We start from the raw sequence: 14,162 nt of genomic DNA on the forward strand, positions 1-14,162 counted from the left end.
AGGCTGCAGCCTGGCGCTCAAGCGCGCGTCATTCCGCTAGAATTGGATCGTTCCGATGACCCAGCGCTTTCTGGCCCTTCAGCATGCCGCACACTGAAATCGATTCAACTGCGCAGTTCGTCGCCTGGGTTAGAGGCGCGGCGCCCTATGTCCATGCGTTTCGCGGCAAGACCTTTGTCATCGGATTCGGCGGAGAGGTCGCGGGCGGTGACCGCGCCCAGCGCCTGGCCTACGACTGCAACCTGCTCGTCGCGCTCGGTATTCGCCTGGTTCTGGTGCATGGCGCGCGCCCGCAGATCGAGGCCGAGATGGCCCGTCGCGGGTTGGAACCACGCTATCACAACGGTCTAAGAGTCACCGACGCGGCCGGGCTGGAATGCGTGAAGGCCGCGATGGCGGTGACCCGGCTTGAGGTCGAGGCCCTGCTGTCGCAGGGCCTGCCGAATACGCCGATGGCTGGCAGCTACATGCGGGTCACGGGGGGCAATTTCATCACGGCCCGTCCGGTCGGCGTGGTCGATGGCGTCGACTTCCAGTTCACCGGCGCGGTGCGCAAGATCATCGCGGACGAGATCAATGCCGATCTCGACCAGCACAACGTCGTGCTGATCTCGCCACTCGGGGTCTCGCCCGCCGGCGAGATTTTCAACCTCAGCGTGGAGGAGGTTGCCGAGGCAGTAGCGATCTCGCTGCGAGCAGAGAAACTGATCTACCTGTGCGATGCTCCCGGTCTGCTCGATGAGGCCGGACATCTGATCGATTCGGTCACCGCCGACGAAGCGGAACGCATGTTCGAAGCCGGCCAGGGTCTGACCGAGGATCTGCACCTCTATCTGCCGTGCGCCGTCAGGGCGGTGCGGCGCGGCGTCGCGCGGGCGCATCTGATCGATCACGACAAGGACGGCGGGCTGTTGCTCGAGTTCTTCACCCATTCCGGGGTCGGCACGGTCGTGTCTCGGGACCCGCTGTTCCGCTTCCGGGAGGCGTCGTTCGAGGATGTGGGCGCGTTGGTCGCGCTGATCACGCCGATGGAACTCGACGGTACACTGGTGCGCCGTGGTCGGGAACTGCTGGAGCAGGAAATCGAACGCTTCACACTGGTCGAGCATGACGGCGTGCTGGTCGGCTGCGCGGCGCTCTATCCCTTCAGTGACGAGCGTGCAGCCGAGCTCGCATGCCTCGCGGTCACGCCGGAATATCGGCGCGTCGGGCTCGGGGACCACCTGCTCAAACGCATCGAGCAGCGTGCCCGCATGCAGCGCATGGAGCGCTTGTTCGTGCTGACGACCCGGACCGCGCACTGGTTCAGGGAGCGCGGTTTTACGGAGATCGGGCTGGATGCACTTCCGCGCCAGAAGCGAGAGCTGTACAACTACCAGCGTCGCTCCAAGGTGTTCGTGAAGGCCCTATGAGCGACCCGCCGGATCGATCTCCGCTCGAACGCTCCGACGGCGCGCATGTTTCGGATGCGCATGGCCGGAGCAGGCGGGCGCTCGTTCTGTCGGTGATGGCCGGGCTTGGCGTGGGGGGAGGCACGTTCGTTGCGGCAGCGGTCGCGGTCGCGGTGGGAGGCGGGGCATGGTGGGTGCTCTTGCTCGCGATGACGTTGCTGGTCGGGCTGCCAGTCACGTTGATGACCCATGCGCATGTCAACGGCCGTACTTGCACACGCGAACGGGGCGAACATGTGCTGTCGCGTCGGCTCGACCGGCTGGACGCGATTGTGGCGGTTGATCGGCCTGGCGCCGAGATGGCTTCGGCCGCGATGCTGGAACGCATCGACGCCGCGGTGCGGCAGGCGGACCTGCTGCGTGAAATCGCCGAAGGCGTGTACGGCATCGAGGCCTTGTTCGATCCCGACTCGCGCCTGGTGTGGATCAGTCCGTCGGTCGAGGACGTGACGGGCATTTCTCGTGCCGACTGCCTGGCGGCAGACGATCCGCTCACGTTACTCGCCTACGATTCGGACCTGGGGTTTTGCCGTGGTGTGGTGAAGCGCGTTGCCGAGCAGGGCGAGACCGAGTCGTTCGAGATGCGTCTGCGTGGCGCCGGCGGAGGAATCTGTTGGGTGGCCTGTCGCTGGCGCCGCGTCGAACGGGACGGTCGACCGGTTGGACTGAGGCTGTCGGCCGAGAACGTACAGACACGCAAGGAAACCGAGTACAAGCTGCTGGAAACCGTGGCCGAGTTGCGCCGTTCACAGGCCCTGCGCGAACATTACCTGTCGCGCAGCAACGATGAACGGAAGCGGTTGACCGCATTGTTGAACGTGATTCGACTCGGCATCCTGTTCATGGATCGGGATCATCGGGTGCTCTACTACAATCGCGCGATGCTCGACATCTGGGGCTTCCCGCCGGATGAGAACCTGATCGGCATGCGCGACGTGGTGCTTCAGAACCGGGTGGCCACGCTGCTCGAGGAACCCGAGATCTATTTCCGAAGCATACAGAACGTGATCGCCGACGGGGCCGGCCAATCCTCGCGCGAGATCCGGTTCAAGGATGGTCGTCTCGTCACCGACCTGTCGGCGGTGGTCGAGGGGTCGCCGGGCACGCGCGGCATCGGTCGGGTCTGGATCTACGAGGACGTGACCGAGCAACGGCGCACCGCGGAACGCCTGGTCGAACTGGCCGAGCGCGACCCGCTGACCGACCTTTACAACCGGCGGCGTTTCCACGAGGACCTCAATCGTGTGCTCGCGGATGCCGAGCGCCGGGAGTATTCGGTGGGCCTGTTGATCTTCGATCTGGACGGATTCAAGCCGATCAACGACGAGTTCGGGCATCAGGCCGGGGACGAGGTCCTGGTCAGGATGAGCCGCGAGGTCGGTGGCATCATCCGGCGCAACGAAACCTTCTTCCGGCTCGGGGGGGACGAATTCGCGGTGCTGGTGCCGGATGCCGATGTGGCGGGCCTGTTCGAACTGGCGAAACGTATCGTCGAGGGTGTCGCGGCCCTGCAGTTCAACTTCGACGGGAGTCCGGTCAAGCTTACCGCGAGCCTCGGCATTGCGCTCTATCCGGGCCATGCGACCACGGCCGAATCCCTGATCGCGGCAGCCGACGAAGCGATGTATCGATCCAAGGCCTCGGGGCGCAATCGCTGGACGATCGCGCCGAAGGGCTCGGATGAATCGGCTAGAATGTCGCACTCGAAGAATCAGGCGTACAACCGCAGAGAGGACTGAAGACATGGCACGTATCGTCAATTGCGTGAAACTGGGACGGGAGGCGGAAGGGCTGGACCTGCCGCCGGTACCGGGTGCACTCGGCAAGCGGATTTTCGAGAATGTCTCGAAAGAAGCGTGGCAGCAGTGGGTCAAGTACCAGACCATGCTGATCAACGAAAACCGTCTGAATCTGATGGATGCACGTGCGCGCAAGTATCTGGCCGAGCAGATGGAGAAGCATTTCTTCGGCGAGGGGGCGGACCAGGTTGGGGGCTACGTGCCGCCGTCGAGCTGACCGGGGCGAATCGCCAGAGACCAGAAGCAAAACGCCCGACAATACTCGGGCGTTTTGCTTGAGCGGCCCGTGATCGGGCTGTCAGCCAGGGGATGCCGATTCAGTCATGAATCGTTTCCGACGCGTTCGGGCCGCGAAATCACTGCCCTCGCGCCTGTCTTTCCACGTCTTCGATGCTGTCATGGCGAACGTCGCGACCCTTGACCATGTAGACGACTAGCTCGGCCACGTTGGTGGCATGATCGCCGACCCGTTCGATGGACTTCGCGATGAACAGCACATCGAGCGAGCGCGTGATCAGGCGCGGATCCTCCATCATGAAGGTCGCCAGCTGGCGTACGATGCCCTTGAAGATCGCGTCCACTTCCTTGTCCTGGCGCAATATCTGTGCCGATGCGGTGGGATCCCGGCGTACGAAGGCATCGAGTGCGCTCCTGAGCATGCCGACCGCCATCTCGGAGACATAGTGCAACTCGACCTTGGGTACGAATGCGGATTCGGACTCCACGATCAGGCGGGCCGCCTTTGCGATCTTCTTGGCCTCGTCGCCGACCCGCTCGAGATCGGTGCCCATCTGCATCACGCTCATGATCAGCCGAAGATCGTTCGCGGTCGGCGCGTGGCGCGCGATCATCTCGATGCACTGTTCGTCGAGTGCGACCTCCTCTCGATTGATCGCCTTGTCGGTCTTGATCACATCCTCGATCAGATCGATGTCGTTGTTGGCCAAGCCGTCCATTGCTCTGAGCACCTGCTGGCACACGACCTCACCGAGCATCAGCACGCGCTTCTGCAGGGATTCGAGCTCCACGTCGAACTGTTCGAATGTGTGTTTCTTCATGATTCATTTACCTTTGGCGCCAACGACACGAGGCTATCAGCGGATTGTTACGTCAATGTTTCGGTCACGCAGACTGCGTGCTCACGAAACCGACGAGCGGTCAGACATTGTGTTGCGCGACGAGGCGTTCGACACCGCTCTCGCTGGCGAGCAGCAACAGGTCTGCGCCACGACGGGCGAACAGGCCGTTGGTGACGACGCCCGGGATCTGGTTGATCTCGCTCTCCAGCTCGGCCGGTGCCGTGATGCGGAGTCCGTGTACATCCAGGATCAGGTTGCCGTTGTCGGTCATGAAGTTCGCCCGCAGGACCGGTTCGCCGCCCAGCCTGCGGAGTTCCCGCTCGACCAGCGCGCGCGCCATCGGGATGACCTCGACCGGCAGCGGATAACGCCCGAGAAAGCTTACGCGCTTGCTGGCGTCACAGATGCAGATGAACCGGGTGGCGATCTCGGCGACGATCTTCTCACGGGTCAGCGCGCCGCCGCCGCCCTTGATCATGTTGAATCCATCATCGATCTCGTCCGCACCATCGACATAGACCGGTAGGTTGGTCACGTCGTTCAGGTCGATGACCGGGATGCCGAGCGCGGCCAGACGGGCGGTGCTCTCCTCCGAGCTGGAAACGGCACCGGCGATCCGGTCGCGGATCTGCCCGAGTCCGTCGATGAAATGATTGACCGTCGAGCCGGTGCCGACACCGACGACTGATTCGTCCTCGACATACTCGAGGGCGACCATCGCGGCGGCCTTCTTGAGTTCATCCTGCGTCATGCGCATGTCTTCCAGAGAGGGTTGGGGGTTTGGCTATACGAGGCCGTCGAACATCTGCACGTCGACCGATGCGCCTGCCTCGACGTCGCCGCAGGACTCCGGCAGCACGATGAAGCAGTTCGCGTCGGACATCGATTTGAGAATACCCGAACCCTGGGCGCCAGCCACCGTGACCCTGCGTTGCCTGTCGTCCTCGATGAGCCGGCCCCGCAGGAATTCACGGCGCCCGGGGCGCTTGGCGATCGCATCGATGCAGGGTACGCGAAAAAGGGCGGGTTCCGGGACCGGGTCTGCCCCACCTAGCTTCAGCAGCGCGTCCTGCACGAACTGATAGAACGTGACCAGCACGGCCACCGGATTGCCGGGCAGGCCGAACATCCACGCATCGCCGATCCGGCCGAACGCCATCGGCCTTCCGGGCTTGATGTCGATCTTCCAGAAATCGACCCGACCGAGCCGGTTGACGAGTTCCCGGACGAAGTCCGCCTCACCGACCGATACGCCGCCGCTGGTCAGGATCACGTCGGCGCAATCGGCTGCGGAGCGGAAGCCCGCTTCGAGCGCGGCGGGGTCGTCGCGGATCACGCCCATGTCGATGATCTCGCAGCCGAGTCGTGTCAGCGCTCCGAACAGCGTGTAGCGATTGCTGTCGTAGATCTGACCCGGCGCAAGCGGCTTGCCGATCGACGCGATCTCGTCACCGGACGAGAAGAACGCCACGCGCAGCCGACGTCTGACCGTCACTTCGGCGATGCCGAGTGACGCGATCAGACCGAGTTCAGCGGGACCGCAACGGCGCCCGGCCGGGATGGCGACACCGTCCAGCGCGAGGTCCTCGCCTGCACGGCGCAGATTTTGCCCGCGTCTCTGCCCCGGCGGAACGATCACCTGTCTGCCGTCGCTGCGCGTGATCTCCTGCACTACGATCGTGTCGGCGCCCTGTGGAATTGCGGCGCCGGTCATGATTCGGACTGCCTGGCCTGTGCCGATGAGACCGGAAAACGGCTTGCCTGCGAAGGCTGTCCCGACGACGGTCAGCGATGTGTCGATGTCGACCGACAGATCGTCGAAGCGCACCGCATAGCCGTCCATCGCCGAATTGTCGTGAGCCGGAACATTGCACGGTGCGATCACATCCTCGGCGAGGAAGCGGTCGAGTGCCTGCCGGACCGGGACACACTCCCAGCCTGCGACCGGTGCAAGTTGCGACAGGATGCTGTGTCGCGCCTCGGCAACGGTGAGATTCGACGAGGTCGTGGGTCGATCGGGCGAGGGCGTGCTCTTCATTTGCAGTCCTGATTTCGGTGTGTGCCAGGCCAACGTGAGTCGGTCTCGAATGCCGTCATTATCCAGGATCCAACCGGACGATTCACCCCTGACGTGGCTGTCGGGACGTCCGAGTGTGTCTCGAGCGCCAACCCCTTGGGTCGGCTGCAAGCGGAATTATATCCGCCGGACGGAGCCCTGCCTGCCGAGGTGCGAAGGCGCTTGGTCGCGTATGTGTCCGACCTGATAGACTTCGGGGCGTGTTGCGACACGCGTGCAGATGGGCACGGACATGCCGCTGGGCGCCAGCATCGAATTGCGGTTTCTGCACGGATGGGTGCGATGAGTTCTTCTGTATCGGTGCATCGGCGCGCAGCAGCGGCGCTCCTGATCGATGATCCCGACCACAAGTGCGCGGCAGTGCTGCGTGTGCTGGACGACTGGCGCACCGGGCGTTGCGTGAGTGAGCAGGGCGTGGATGATCCCGACCCCGTGTCGAAACCCGGTCGGCCCCGGTGCCCCGAGTTGGTGGATCCACAACGGGTGCCCAGAAGGCGGGTGACCACGCCGGAGGGGCATGCAGCCTTGCTCCATGCGATCGCGCATATCGAGTTCAACGCGATCAATCTGGCGCTGGACTGCGTGATGCGCTTTCGCTCTTTTCCCGCCGAGTTTCATCAGGGATGGTTGCAGGTCGCAGCGGAGGAGGCGATGCATTTCGGCCTGGTACGAGACCGGTTGCGCGCACTTGGCTTCGACTATGGCGATTTCGTCGCGCACAACGGCCTGTGGCAGATGGCCTGCAAGACGGCGGGCGATCCGCTCGCACGGATGGCCCTGGTTCCGCGGGTGCTGGAAGCGCGAGGCCTGGACGCGACGCCGCCGATCATCGCCAAACTCCGAAAGATCGGGGACACGGAAAGTGTCGCCGTGCTCGACATCATTTTGCGTGATGAAGTCGGTCATGTCGCACTCGGTGATCGATGGTTCAAGCGGCTGTGTGCCGAGCGGGGCCTCGAGCCCGAGCAGACCTATCTGGACCTGATCGACAGCTTCGATGCACCCAGACCTCAACCCCCGATGCACGATGCGGCGAGGCTGGCTGCCGGGTTCTCGGTCCAGGAACTAGCGCACCTGACCGCCTTGGCGCGACGTTGATCCGACGCCGTAGCGGCGAGCGCGGACGAAAAAAGGGTGGCCAGGCCACCCTTTTCAGACCTGCGATCGGTCAGCGCAAGCCAGCCGCGTAGTCGGCGACTGCGCGCATCTCGGCGTCGGTCATCTTCAGTGCGATCGAGCGCATCATCTCTGCCGGGTCGTTGGCGCGAACCCCCTCCCTAAAGTGCTGCAACTGAAGCAGCGTGTATTCTGCGTACTGACCCGCGATACGCGGATATTGGGCTGGCAGGCCGGCGCCGGCGGGGCCATGACAGGCGGCGCATGCGGGTAAGCCCTTGGCCATGATGCCACTGCGCCAGATGCTCTGACCCAGTTCGAGGGTGTCGAGATTCCTGGCCGCCTCGGGCTTGAGTTCCTGAGACGCGAAATAGGCTGCGACCTCGCGCTTGGCGTCGTCATCGAGGCTTGCGATCATCGCGTTCATGATCGCGTTCTCGCGAGCGGGCGGCGCACCATCGATGGACGAATAGTCGCGCATCTGCTTGTACAGGTACTCGGGAATCTGACCAGCGAGTTTCGGGTTTTCTGGTAGCACGCTATTGCCGTCCAGGCCATGGCAGGCCGCGCAAACCGTCTCGACGGTCTGTTTGGCGTCGGTGGCAGCCTGGGCCTGAAGGTTGCCAGCAACCAGCAGCAGCGAAATCAGCAGGGAACGCTTGATCATAGTGTCCTCGGAAAAGCCGTGAGCGGTTGTCTCAAAGTTGCTATTCTATAATAAGAAGCTGTTTTTGCGCGATGCAATCAGGCTTTTTCTCCTTCTGGATGCCGTCCAGCACAAGGCCTCAATGCCCATTTTTCGCAACGCACAATTCGAGATTTCCATTGCCAAGCCCTCCGGGCTGCCGCCGCCCAAAGGAGCGGAAATCGCGTTTGCGGGGCGATCGAATGCCGGGAAGTCGAGTGCGATCAATACGCTTGCCGGGCACACCCGGCTCGCGTTCGTATCCAAGACCCCCGGACGCACGCAGCTGATCAATTTCTTTCGGCTCAACTCCGGCGCCGCACTGGTCGATCTGCCCGGCTATGGTTATGCAAAGGTTCCGGAGAGCATTCGTCGTCAGTGGCAGAATCTGCTCGAGACCTACCTGCGCAGCCGTGAGAACCTGATCGGCCTGGTGCTCATCATGGATTCGCGTCATCCGCTCACACCGCTGGACCGTCAGATGATCGGATGGTTCGCACCGTCTGGGCGCCCGATGCACATCCTGCTGACCAAGTGCGACAAGCTTTCGCGCAACCAGGCCAGTGCGGCCAGGGCCTTCGTTCAGCGCGAGCTCGCCGACATGGGTTCGCAGGTCAGCGTTCAACTGTTCTCCAGCCTGAAGAGGATCGGTGCCGACGAAGTCGAGCAGGTCGTGGCGGGCTGGTTGGGCCTGGGAGACGTTGCTGCACAATCCGCCATGGTCGAGGAGGTCGCCGGATCCGTCACGGAAAAAGAAAGACCCCGGGTCAAAGGGGAAGAAGACCCGGGGTCAAACGCCTCATCATGAAGGCACCCGCTCAGGGAGGGAAAGCGGGGGATGGCTTGGCTCATCCGAACATTGAGATTTTGCAGGGCGTTCGAAGTTCCCGAGTGCCGTGCTCCAGTTACAACGATTTGTAAGCCTGCGATCGGTCGATCCGATCCGTAACCTGAATCGAGGAATGCAAGACTATGCGAGCCCCCGGCCATTTTCCCACGACCCGGATGCGACGTATGAGACGCGACGACTTTTCGCGTCGATTGATGCGTGAATCCCGACTGTCCAGCGACGATTTGATCTACCCGGTGTTCGTGCTCGATGGCGCGTCCCGCACCGAGGCGGTGCCGTCCATGCCTGGCGTGAATCGGGTCACGCTCGACCGTTTGTATGCGGTGGCCGAGGAAATGCTCGAACTCGGTGTGCCGGCGATGGCGCTGTTCCCGGTCATCGATGTCGCGGACAAGACGCCCGGCGCAGAAGAGGCCTGGAATCCCGAAGGGTTGGTGCCGCGCGTGGTTCAGGGCCTGAAGGCGCGCTTTCCGGAACTTGGCGTGATCACCGACGTCGCCCTCGACCCCTACACCAGCCATGGGCAGGACGGGCTGATCGCGCCGGACGATCCATCCGGCTACGTGCTCAACGACGAGACGCTGGAGGCGCTGGCCAAACAGGCGCTGTGCCACGCGCAGGCCGGTGCGGATGTCGTTGCGCCGTCCGATATGATGGACGGCAGGGTGGGGCGTATTCGGGCCGAACTGGATGCGAACGGTCGCATCCACACGCGCATCCTGGCCTATTCGGCCAAGTACGCATCCAGCTTCTACGGTCCCTTCCGCGATGCGGTGGGGTCGGCAGGCAATCTCGGCAAGGGCAATAAATACACCTACCAGATGGATCCCTCCAACAGCGACGAGGCCATCCGCGAGGTGGCGCTCGACATCGCCGAGGGGGCAGACATGTTCATGGTGAAGCCGGGCATGCCGTATCTGGACATCGTGCGCCGCGTGAAGTCCGAATTGCAGGTCCCGACCTACGTGTACCAGGTCAGTGGCGAGTATGCGATGCTGAAGGCCGCGATCGCGCAGGGCTGGCTGGCCGAAGAGGCCTGCGTGATGGAGGCGCTGCTGGCGTTCAGGCGCGCCGGAGCCGACGGCATCCTGACCTACTTCGCACTCGATGCCGCGCGCTGGCTGAAAAACGGCCGCTGAATCCGGAGCGTAGCGCTCAGGGCCCCAGTCGGCTCAGCGCCCGCCTCAGGTCGAGAATGGAATCCAGCTTCAGATCGACATAGGCGGGCTGGCCCGAGCCGCGTCCGACCAGCACTGTCTTCATGCCGAGGCGTTTGGCCGTGCGCAGGTTCTCGCGGGAATCCTCGACCAGAATGCATTGCCTCGGGTTCAGGCGGTGGTCGCGCAGCAGGTATCGGTAGGCCTGTATGCCGGGCTTGGGGTGAAAGCGCATTTGCTCGATACCATAGACGTCGGTCAGGTAGGGGGCAATGCCCATCACTTCGATCACCTCTCGCGCATAGCGCTGCGGACCGTTCGAGAACACGATCTTGCGACCGGGAAGCCGTTTCAGCATCGTGCGCAGCGCACGGTCGAACACCATCATCGAATGCAGTCGCTCGAAACGATGGGTCTCCTGCAGGAAGTGGCACGGGTCGGTGCCATGGTGTCTGACCAGCCCGAGCAGCGTGGCCCCGTAGCGCTTCCAGTAGTGCAGCCGCAATGCATTCGCTTCGGCCTCGTCGAGCGCGAGATGCTGCACGAGATAGGCGGTCATGCTGCGGTTGATGTGCGGAAAGATGTGCGCGCTGGCGTTGTGCAGCGTGTTGTCGAGATCGAAGAGCCAGGTGGTGGGTCCCTGTGGACTCATCGGGGGCCCCCCGGCCGATCCATGAAACGCACCACCGCGCGGCCGTCTTCGGTGGTTTTCGGTGCGGCCTTCCAGGCGTGCCCCTGCACCACCTCGAAGGTGACCGGAATGCCGCCCTGCTGGCGGCCGGATTCGAGTGCCTGCTGCGCCCGAGCCCAGCCGGCACGGCCGGACAGGCCTCTTGGTCGGCCGGTGCATGCGTTCGTGCAGCCGGACTGTTTGAGATCCGCGAGCAGGCGATCGATGCTCGGATAGGTCATCGTGATCACTTCCATGTCCATGACCGGATCGGAGAAGCCGGCCTTCACCAGTGCGTCACCGATGTCGTGCATGTCGATGAAACGATGCACCCGGTCGCCGCACCGGTCCGGCAGCACCTCGCGCAACTCCTTGAGCGTGTCCGGCCCGAGCGTGGAAAACATCATCAGACCGCCGACTTCGAGGATCCGGTGGATCTCCGCGAGTGCTGGCAAGGGGTCGGTCAGCCAGTTCAGCATCAGGTTCGACCAGGCCAGCGACACGCTGCCACGTGCGAGCGGCAAGGCCGTCGCATCGCCGCCCAGCCATCGCGGCCCGTTGCGCTCGGCACGCAGCAGACGTCCGAGCAGGCCTGGGCTCGGGTCCGGGCGCGGGAGGATCGGTAGCGCGAAATCGATGCCGTATCGGGCGGCCGTCGGATAGCGCTCGCCCAGGCGAGCCAGGTCGGCGCCGGTGCCGCAGCCGATGTCGAGGATGCACCGGGGGTCGATCCGTATGTAGTCCAGCCGTTCGTCCATGCGACGCGCGATCTCGCGCGCCAGCACTGCGCTGTCGTCATAGGTCTTAGCCGCGCGGCTGAAACGCCGTCGAACCAGGTCGCGATCGAGCGCGAATTCGGCAGTGCCGGTCATGTGTCGGACCTCTCGCCCTTGCAAAAGGGGATGTTTCGGATCATCGAACCCGCATCGGACATGTAGGTACAAGCGTATGGCATAAAATGTGTGTCGTGTCGGCGGTCCGGCATGTTCGGTGATCGCCTGCGGCCTTGTCAAACTCACGGGAGTGACGGATGCACAATCGCTTCGATCGTATCCTCCAGCATTTGATCCCGCAGCATTGCCTGGTGTGCGGTCAGTCGGATGCGGGATCGCCGGTGTGCGCCGCATGTGCGGTCGCCATGCCTTACCAGCCGGCCGACTGCTGCCCGGTGTGCGCGCTACCCAGCGCGCACGCCAACGTATGCGGCGCCTGCCTGCGCAAACCGCCACCTTTCGATGCGACGCACGCGCTGTATCTGTATCGCTTTCCGGTCGACCGTCTCGTGCAGGCCCTGAAGTACCGGGGCCGGCTTGCGCTTGCGGGGCATTTTGGCGCGATGCTGGCCGAGTTTCCACTTTCGCCCGCGCCGGACCTTATCCTGCCCATGCCGCTGCATCCGGCGAGGCTGCGCCAGCGCGGTTTCAACCAGGCCATGGAGATCGCCCGGCCTCTTGCTCGTCGCTACGGCAGGTCGCCCGAGGGCTTCGTCGTGGAACGGGTGGTCGATACGGCAGCCCAGGCCGACTTGCCATTGAGCGACAGAAGGACCAACATGCGAGGCGCCTTTGCGTGCCGCGTCGGACTGCATGGCCGTCATGTCGCAGTCGTCGACGACGTGATGACCACGGGTGCAAGCCTCGAAGCGCTGGCCACATGCCTTAAGCGGCACGGTGCGGCCCGAGTCGAGAATCTGGTCGTCGCCCGAACCCCGGCTCCCGTGTGACATGTTCAACATCGTTCTGTACCAGCCCGAGATTCCGCCCAATACCGGCAATGCGATTCGCCTTGCGGCGAATACCGGGGTGCGTCTTCATCTCGTCCGACCGCTCGGTTTCGACCTGACCGATCGCCAGCTCACGCGCGCCGGCCTCGATTATCACGATCTCGCCCAGGTCAGTGTTCATGAGGACTGGGACGCATGCATGGCAGCCGTGACGGGGAATCGGGTGTTCGCGCTCAGCACCCGCGGCAAGGTTCGATACGATGAGCCCGTCTTCGAGCCGGGCGACACTTTCGTGTTCGGACCGGAGACGCGGGGGCTGCCGCAGGAACTGCTCGATTCGCTGCCGTCGGACCAGGTGCTGAGATTGCCGATGCTGCCGTCCAACCGAAGCATGAATCTTGCCAACACGGTAGCGGTCGTCGTCTTCGAGGCCTGGCGACAGACGGGATTTCGGGGCGGGACCTGAGCGCTTAAGTAGCGCAGTTGGTCTGGGCGACTTCCTGCCTTTACGTGGGGCGACGGGGCCCCTGAACGCCCCGGATTCCTCCGCACGACGGACGAGGCTGATCTACTCGTGGCGCGGTTCGCGCGCCAGCAGCAGTTCGACCGCATCGCGCGGGCCGATGTGCTCGCTGTGCAGCAGCGCGTCGATCGCCTCGCTGATCGGCATCTCGACCCCTTGCGCAGAGGAGAGTCGGACCGCGGCCCGGGTCGTCGGCACCCCTTCGGCCACATGGCCGAGGTCGCGTAGAATGTCAGCGAGCGGTTTGCCCTGCGCCAGCGCCAGTCCGACGCGACGATTGCGCGACAGGTCGCCGGTGCAGGTCAGGATCAGATCGCCCATGCCGGCCAGCCCCATCAGCGTCTCCGCGCGTGCGCCGAGCGCGACCCCCAGCCGCGTGATCTCGGCCAGACCGCGCGTGATCAGCGCGGCGCGGGCGTTGAGACCGAAACCCAGGCCGTCCGAGACACCGGCCGCGATCGCAATGACGTTCTTCAGTCCACCGCCGATCTCTGCGCCGATCAGATCGTTGTTCGCATAGATCCTGAATCTCGGCTGATGCAGGACCTGGACCCAGTGCGCGGCAAAATCCTGGTCCAAAGCTGCGAGCGTGACCGCGGTGGGTTGCCCCGCGCCGACCTCGGCCGCAAAGCTCGGGCCGGTCAGCACGCCGCAGGGGGCATCCTGCCCGACGATGCTGAAGACGATCTCGTGGGGCAGACGGCCGGTTCCGGCCTCCAGGCCCTTGCATGCCCATAGCAACGGGGTGCCGGGCGCGCGCGCATACAATGCGCTGACCGTCTCGTGCAAACCTGCAAGCGGCGTTACCACCAGGTGGAGGTCGGCGCCGATGGCGGTTTGGTCGAAATCGGCGCTGACGGTCAGTTTTTCAGGAAACACGACCCCCGGCAGATAGCGCGCATTGACGCGCACCGTCGCGAGTGCCTGGGCCTGCTTCGATCTGTGGCTCCACAAGGTGACCTCGTGGGCGCGCGCGAAAGCGACCGCGAGGGCGGTTCCCCAGGCACCGGCGCCGAAGACCGCTATCCGCAT

The 14,162-nt window shown here is 63.9% G+C and carries 15 protein-coding genes; 8 read left to right on the forward strand and 7 right to left on the reverse strand.

Annotated elements, in window-relative coordinates; all coding sequences use genetic code 11:
* Nucleotides 1–83 precede the first annotated feature (83 nt).
* From argA to ACKVEX_RS02950, 3 genes are read left to right on the forward strand one after another with little or no spacing between them, the layout of a single operon-like run.
* Entirely contained in the window at nt 84–1,412 is a 1,329-nt protein-coding gene (gene argA / locus ACKVEX_RS02940; RefSeq protein WP_473214182.1) for an amino-acid N-acetyltransferase, read from the forward strand.
* The gene (locus ACKVEX_RS02945) at nt 1,409–3,190 is read left to right on the forward strand and encodes a sensor domain-containing diguanylate cyclase (RefSeq protein WP_473214183.1); all 1,782 of its coding nucleotides are present in this window, start codon (nt 1,409–1,411) and stop codon (nt 3,188–3,190) included. Before argA ends, ACKVEX_RS02945 begins: the two co-directional genes overlap by 4 nt.
* A 4-nt stretch (nt 3,191–3,194) precedes the next feature.
* Nucleotides 3,195–3,467 (forward strand): oxidative damage protection protein, encoded by a 273-nt coding sequence (locus ACKVEX_RS02950; protein ID WP_473214184.1) that lies wholly within the window; start codon nt 3,195–3,197, stop codon nt 3,465–3,467.
* Between the two features lie 139 nt (nt 3,468–3,606).
* Here ACKVEX_RS02950 and phoU read toward each other — a convergent pair whose 3' ends face one another.
* The 3 genes from phoU to moeA form a co-directional block, all read right to left on the reverse strand.
* Nucleotides 3,607–4,308 (reverse strand): phosphate signaling complex protein PhoU, encoded by a 702-nt coding sequence (gene phoU / locus ACKVEX_RS02955; protein ID WP_473214185.1) that lies wholly within the window; start codon nt 4,306–4,308, stop codon nt 3,607–3,609.
* Nucleotides 4,309–4,408: 100 nt separating this feature from the next.
* A complete protein-coding gene (gene rpiA / locus ACKVEX_RS02960; protein ID WP_473214186.1) occupies nt 4,409–5,080 on the reverse strand; it encodes a ribose-5-phosphate isomerase RpiA in 672 nt (223 codons plus the stop codon).
* Between the two features lie 33 nt (nt 5,081–5,113).
* Entirely contained in the window at nt 5,114–6,367 is a 1,254-nt protein-coding gene (moeA, locus tag ACKVEX_RS02965) for a molybdopterin molybdotransferase MoeA (RefSeq protein ID WP_473214187.1), read from the reverse strand.
* 321 nt (nt 6,368–6,688) lie between these two features.
* On the opposite strand from moeA, the gene ACKVEX_RS02970 reads away from it, so the two are divergent.
* Nucleotides 6,689–7,504 (forward strand): ferritin-like domain-containing protein, encoded by an 816-nt coding sequence (locus ACKVEX_RS02970; RefSeq protein ID WP_473214188.1) that lies wholly within the window; start codon nt 6,689–6,691, stop codon nt 7,502–7,504.
* Between the two features lie 70 nt (nt 7,505–7,574).
* Here the strand turns inward: ACKVEX_RS02970 and ACKVEX_RS02975 are convergent, their stop codons facing one another.
* Entirely contained in the window at nt 7,575–8,189 is a 615-nt protein-coding gene (locus ACKVEX_RS02975) for a c-type cytochrome (protein ID WP_473214189.1), read from the reverse strand.
* 121 nt (nt 8,190–8,310) lie between these two features.
* On the opposite strand from ACKVEX_RS02975, the gene yihA reads away from it, so the two are divergent.
* A complete protein-coding gene (gene yihA, locus ACKVEX_RS02980) occupies nt 8,311–9,015 on the forward strand; it encodes a ribosome biogenesis GTP-binding protein YihA/YsxC (protein ID WP_473214190.1) in 705 nt (234 codons plus the stop codon).
* Between the two features lie 164 nt (nt 9,016–9,179).
* On the forward strand, nt 9,180–10,196 hold the full coding sequence (hemB, locus tag ACKVEX_RS02985; RefSeq protein WP_473214191.1) for a porphobilinogen synthase: 1,017 nt from the start codon (nt 9,180–9,182) through the stop codon (nt 10,194–10,196).
* A 16-nt stretch (nt 10,197–10,212) separates the two neighbouring features.
* Here hemB and ACKVEX_RS02990 read toward each other — a convergent pair whose 3' ends face one another.
* Both ACKVEX_RS02990 and ACKVEX_RS02995 read right to left on the reverse strand, forming a co-directional pair.
* Complete coding sequence (locus ACKVEX_RS02990; protein ID WP_473214192.1) at nt 10,213–10,866, reverse strand: pyrimidine 5'-nucleotidase; 654 nt, start codon at nt 10,864–10,866, stop codon at nt 10,213–10,215.
* Nucleotides 10,863–11,756, reverse strand: coding sequence for a methyltransferase domain-containing protein (locus tag ACKVEX_RS02995; RefSeq protein ID WP_473214193.1), 894 nt, complete (start codon nt 11,754–11,756; stop codon nt 10,863–10,865). The genes ACKVEX_RS02990 and ACKVEX_RS02995 overlap by 4 nt, the downstream gene beginning before the upstream one ends.
* 158 nt (nt 11,757–11,914) lie before the next feature.
* Between ACKVEX_RS02995 and ACKVEX_RS03000 the strand changes: the two genes are divergently transcribed.
* Together ACKVEX_RS03000 and ACKVEX_RS03005 are read left to right on the forward strand one after the other, a co-directional pair.
* The gene (locus ACKVEX_RS03000) at nt 11,915–12,607 is read left to right on the forward strand and encodes a double zinc ribbon domain-containing protein (RefSeq protein ID WP_473214194.1); all 693 of its coding nucleotides are present in this window, start codon (nt 11,915–11,917) and stop codon (nt 12,605–12,607) included.
* A gap of 1 nt (nt 12,608) precedes the next feature.
* Nucleotides 12,609–13,073 (forward strand): tRNA (cytidine(34)-2'-O)-methyltransferase, encoded by a 465-nt coding sequence (locus ACKVEX_RS03005; protein ID WP_473214195.1) that lies wholly within the window; start codon nt 12,609–12,611, stop codon nt 13,071–13,073.
* A gap of 102 nt (nt 13,074–13,175) precedes the next feature.
* Here the strand turns inward: ACKVEX_RS03005 and ACKVEX_RS03010 are convergent, their stop codons facing one another.
* Entirely contained in the window at nt 13,176–14,162 is a 987-nt protein-coding gene (locus ACKVEX_RS03010) for an NAD(P)H-dependent glycerol-3-phosphate dehydrogenase (protein ID WP_473214196.1), read from the reverse strand.

This window comes from Denitraticella aggregata (genome assembly GCF_048158365.1).
Taxonomy (GTDB): domain Bacteria; phylum Pseudomonadota; class Gammaproteobacteria; order Burkholderiales; family Rhodocyclaceae; genus Azoarcus_F.

Coding starts and splice junctions, on each gene's coding strand:
- ACKVEX_RS02945 (WP_473214183.1), top strand. CDS start 1,409: ATGAGCGACCCGCCGGATCGATCTCCGCTCGAACGCTCCGACGGCGCG.
- ACKVEX_RS02970 (WP_473214188.1), top strand. CDS start 6,689: ATGAGTTCTTCTGTATCGGTGCATCGGCGCGCAGCAGCGGCGCTCCTG.
- yihA (WP_473214190.1), top strand. CDS start 8,311: ATGCCCATTTTTCGCAACGCACAATTCGAGATTTCCATTGCCAAGCCC.
- ACKVEX_RS03000 (WP_473214194.1), top strand. CDS start 11,915: ATGCACAATCGCTTCGATCGTATCCTCCAGCATTTGATCCCGCAGCAT.
- ACKVEX_RS03005 (WP_473214195.1), top strand. CDS start 12,609: ATGTTCAACATCGTTCTGTACCAGCCCGAGATTCCGCCCAATACCGGC.
- moeA (WP_473214187.1), bottom strand. CDS start 6,367: ATGAAGAGCACGCCCTCGCCCGATCGACCCACGACCTCGTCGAATCTC.
- ACKVEX_RS02950 (WP_473214184.1), top strand. CDS start 3,195: ATGGCACGTATCGTCAATTGCGTGAAACTGGGACGGGAGGCGGAAGGG.
- argA (WP_473214182.1), top strand. CDS start 84: ATGCCGCACACTGAAATCGATTCAACTGCGCAGTTCGTCGCCTGGGTT.
- ACKVEX_RS02990 (WP_473214192.1), bottom strand. CDS start 10,866: ATGAGTCCACAGGGACCCACCACCTGGCTCTTCGATCTCGACAACACG.
- ACKVEX_RS02975 (WP_473214189.1), bottom strand. CDS start 8,189: ATGATCAAGCGTTCCCTGCTGATTTCGCTGCTGCTGGTTGCTGGCAAC.
- ACKVEX_RS02995 (WP_473214193.1), bottom strand. CDS start 11,756: ATGACCGGCACTGCCGAATTCGCGCTCGATCGCGACCTGGTTCGACGG.
- ACKVEX_RS03010 (WP_473214196.1), bottom strand. CDS start 14,162: ATGCGGATAGCGGTCTTCGGCGCCGGTGCCTGGGGAACCGCCCTCGCG.
- hemB (WP_473214191.1), top strand. CDS start 9,180: ATGCGAGCCCCCGGCCATTTTCCCACGACCCGGATGCGACGTATGAGA.
- phoU (WP_473214185.1), bottom strand. CDS start 4,308: ATGAAGAAACACACATTCGAACAGTTCGACGTGGAGCTCGAATCCCTG.
- rpiA (WP_473214186.1), bottom strand. CDS start 5,080: ATGACGCAGGATGAACTCAAGAAGGCCGCCGCGATGGTCGCCCTCGAG.